The organism is Aquabacter sediminis (assembly GCF_028863665.1).
Classification (GTDB): domain Bacteria; phylum Pseudomonadota; class Alphaproteobacteria; order Rhizobiales; family Xanthobacteraceae; genus L1I39.
In genome coordinates this window covers 575258-578532 of record NZ_JARBFX010000004.1, presented here as the reverse complement: position 1 = coordinate 578532, position 3275 = coordinate 575258, and the positions used below count along the sequence as shown (strand labels likewise).

Genomic DNA, 3275 nt, shown 5'->3' with positions numbered 1-3275 from the left:
CCCCGCCCAGGCCCCGCGCCACTCGGGGCCGCCCGCCGGGCCGCACGCCCTCCCGGCCTCCTCGACCGGCCCCCCCGCGCCGCAAACGGCTACACCCCAGCCCTCTGCGCCCCAGCCCTCTGCCCCCCAGCCGTCTGCCACCCTCCCGGTGGCAACCCCCGTGCGCCCTTCGGCCACCGCCATTCCGCTGCCCCGGCCCCGCCCCCCCGAGGCCCCCGGCCCCGCCCTCGCGGATGCTCCCGCGCCCGAAGTGGCGGGACGCTCGGTGTTTGATGCGGACGCCGACACCGGGTCGCCGACCGCAGACATGTTCGACGCGGCCGTGAACGCCTTTCCAGCCCCCAGTTCTGCGGCGCAAGCGCCCCTCCCGGTGCCGGCGCCCGGCCCGGTGGGTGCGCTCCAGGCGGCCGTCTTTCCTTCGGCGGTCGCAGCCCCCGTGACGCCCCCGCCCGCAGCCACCCCAGCGCCCGCGCCGGCCGACAGCCCGGCCGCCGTCGCGCCCATCTCGTCGCCGCAGACCTTGGCCGCGCAGGGGGCGCCCCAAACGACACCCCAGCCGCCCGCCGCCACCGCCGCACAGGGGCAGGAAGTGGCTTCCAACGCGGATCAAGGCGCGTCCCATGACACCGCGCAAGGCGCCAGCCCAGAGGCGGATCCGGAGCAGGCCGAGGAACCCGACCAGGGTAGCAGCCAGGGTGGGGGGCCCGCCGCCACGGCGGCCCATGCTGCGGACGGCCATGCTAAAGACGCCCACGCCCCGGATACCCACGCCCCGCCCCGCGACACCCGTCCCGTGGACCTGCTGCGCCGCCTTCAGCGCCTGCAGGACCGCCTCGCCGCCGGCACCAGCGAGGGCCTGCCGGCCCAGCGCGACCTGATTTCCCAGATCGATGCCGCCTATGCGGGCTTTCCGCAGGAGATCTGGCAGGACGAGCGCAATGGCCGGGCGCTGGCGGTCTATTTCCTCAGCGGCGGCACGCCCGGCGTGCTGCGCAAGATCCTGGACCGCGAGCCCGCGCCGTCCGGCGACATTCGCCTCCTGCGCGGCATCCTGGCCTATGCGGAAGGGCGCGGCGAGGAGGCCTTGCGCTTTCTCGGCGAGGTGGATGCGCGCACTCAGCCCAATGCGCTGGGCGGCCAGATCGCCCTCGCCCAGGCGGCGCTGGTGGTGCGCCAGGACCCGGCCAAGGCTTCCGACCTCCTGGACCTCGCCCGCCTGCTTCTGCCCGGCACGCTGGTGGAAGAGGCGGCGCTGCGCCGCCAGATCCTGGTGGAGAGCCAGAGCCCCGACATCTCCCGCTTCCAGCGCCTGACCCGGCAATATCTCTTCCGCTTCCGCCACTCCGTCTATGCGGGCAACTTCCGCCAGCGCTTTGCCGCCGCGCTCACCCGCATGCCGTTCGTGAACGATCCCGCCCAGTTCGTGCGGCTGGAGGAGATGCTGAAGCCCATCGAGCCCGAGGGCCAGCGGGACATCTATCTCCTGATCGCCCGTGCCGCCCTCACCCAGGGCCGGACCACGGCGGCGGCGCTGTGTGCTGAGCGGGCCCTGGCGCTCGCCCCGCCGGCCAGCGTCGATGCGGAGCGGGCCCGCCTTTATGGCGCGGCGGCGGTGGCGGCGTCGGCGGGCGGCTATGCGGCGGCCCTCAAGACACTCGCCGGCCTCGACCGCAACCGGCTGGACCCGTCCGACATCGCCTTGCTTGATGCAGCCTCCGAGGCCGCGCGGACGGTGCGCGATGCCTCGCGCGTTCCCGTGCAGCAGGTCTCCACGGCACCCGGCGCATCCACCGCCCCCGCGCCGCCCCCCGCGGCGCCCGCGAGCAAGGCCAATGCGCCCCAAGCCGTGGCTACCCCCCCGGCCGTTGCTGCGGCTCAAGCCGCGGCAGCTCCCCAAGTTGCCGCAGGTCCACAAGCCGCCGCGTCCCAGGCCGCGGCCGCGCAGGGCGCCGCCGCACAGGCGGGGGCGCTGTCGGAAGAACCGGACACCGTGAAGGGCGCCCGGGCCCAGATCGAGGCCGTGGACGCCCTGTTGAAGGAGGCCCCCCGATGATGCCGCTCGACGCCCGCTTCACCTCCCTGCCCATCCCCGCCAACGATACCCGCGCGCCAGACGAGGGCGATGCCGCGCGCAGCGGCAACACCCCCTTCGCCGGCCTCCTGGATGAGATGGGGCGGGGCACGCGCCTCGCGACTGAGACCCCACAGGAGAGCGCCGAGGAGAGTGCGAACCTGAGCGGACAGGCGCGGGCCGGATCGTCCGCCAGCGATGGGGAAGAGCCCCTGCCTGCGGGCGCGGGCGCCGACCCTGCGGACAGCGGTACCGTGCTCTCCCGCCTGATCGCCCGCGCGCTGGCCCGCCCCGGCGCGCCGGTTTCCGGCGCCGCGCGGTTCGGTGCAGCGGCCGGCGGGGTCGCCTTGCCCCAGGCCATGAACGATGCCCGACAGGTCGGCGATGGCACGGCCTCTAGCCCCGCGCCTTGGCCGATGGGATCCGAAGAGCGCCTCCAGACCCGCGCGTGCGCGGCCGGCGCATCGCCAAGCCCGGCCGAAGCCGTCCTGACGGCCGCCCGCTCGGATGCCAGCCCGTCCGGGGCCACCCTTCGGGAGACCATGGAATTGGCGTCGGCCGGCATGACCGCGACGGAGCTGGACACGAAGGAGCTGGACACGACGGCCCCGGACGCGACCGGCTCGGACGCCGAAGGCCAAGACAGCGCGAAACAAGATTCTGCAGGACGTGACATGTCCACGTTCGGCGCGACCGGATTCGCAGCGAACCATATGGCAGCAGGCAGCCTGGGACAGTTGCTCGTCTGCGTCGCCCCCTCCTCCGCCGGTCGCCCCGACGGCGCGCAGGCGTCTGACGGCCAGCCGGACGCCCCTGCCGGCCCCACGCACGGGGGCGCGGCACTGGCGGATGGACCGGAGGAGACCCAGGGCGAGACGCCGCGCCTGGTGGCAAAGGTCCTGGATGTTCAGACCCATTTCGCGCCCATCCGATCGCTCACCTCGGGGCCGCTCTCCCCGGCGGCGGTCCAGATGGAGACCCAGGTGCAGGCCCAGTTTGAGGCCCCGATGGAGGCCCCGGTGGAGGCCAAGCGCCTCGACGCGTCTGCTTCGGCTTTGCGGGCGCAGTCCGCCTTGGGCGACGGGCGCGCCAACGACCCGGCACGGACGGGGACGCAGGGCAGCCCCGCCGCGGCGCCGCCCATCGCCGGCAGCGCCCCCCCTCTCCCAAGCGCACCCCCTGCCCCAAGCCCCTCCCCGGCCCC

At 74.9% G+C, this 3275-nt stretch carries 1 protein-coding gene and 1 pseudogene; both read left to right on the top strand.

Features of this window, described 5'->3' with window-relative positions; translation table 11 throughout:
- Positions 1-160 precede the first annotated feature (160 nt).
- The gene (locus PV781_RS10870) at positions 161-2053 is read left to right on the top strand and encodes a hypothetical protein (RefSeq protein WP_274775633.1); all 1893 of its coding nucleotides are present in this window, start codon (positions 161-163) and stop codon (positions 2051-2053) included.
- Positions 2050-3275: pseudogene (locus PV781_RS10865) on the top strand (hypothetical protein); the annotation flags it as partial. The gene PV781_RS10870 and the pseudogene PV781_RS10865, both read left to right, overlap by 4 nt.